Source organism: Nocardioides abyssi, from assembly GCF_030412915.1.
Taxonomy (GTDB): Bacteria; Actinomycetota; Actinomycetes; order Propionibacteriales; family Nocardioidaceae; genus Nocardioides; species Nocardioides abyssi.
Window position 1 is genome coordinate 1 of sequence record NZ_JAUHJR010000182.1, and the last position, 276, is coordinate 276.

The window sequence follows — 276 nt, forward strand, 5'->3', positions numbered from 1 at the left end:
GGCGTAGATCGAGGGGTAGTCGACACCTAGGCGGTCCTCGAAGACCTGCGCGTCGGCGGCGGAGTTGTCACGGATGTTGATGCCCACGAAGGCGACGTCGTCACCGGTCTCGGCGTCGGCCTCGGTGAGCATCGGCATCTCCTTGATGCACGGCCCGCACCCGCTCCACCACACGTTGACCACCACGACCTTGCCGCGCTGGTCGGCGAGGTCGTAGGTGTCGCCGTCGACGGTCTCGCCGGAGAGCTCGATGGGGCCCTCGCGGTCGCCCACCTC

1 protein-coding gene is annotated in these 276 nt (G+C 68.5%); it reads right to left on the minus strand.

Features of this window, described 5'->3' with window-relative positions; translation table 11 throughout:
* On the minus strand, positions 1–276 hold a 276-nt coding region (locus QWY29_RS20415; protein WP_300963053.1), incomplete at both ends, for a TlpA disulfide reductase family protein.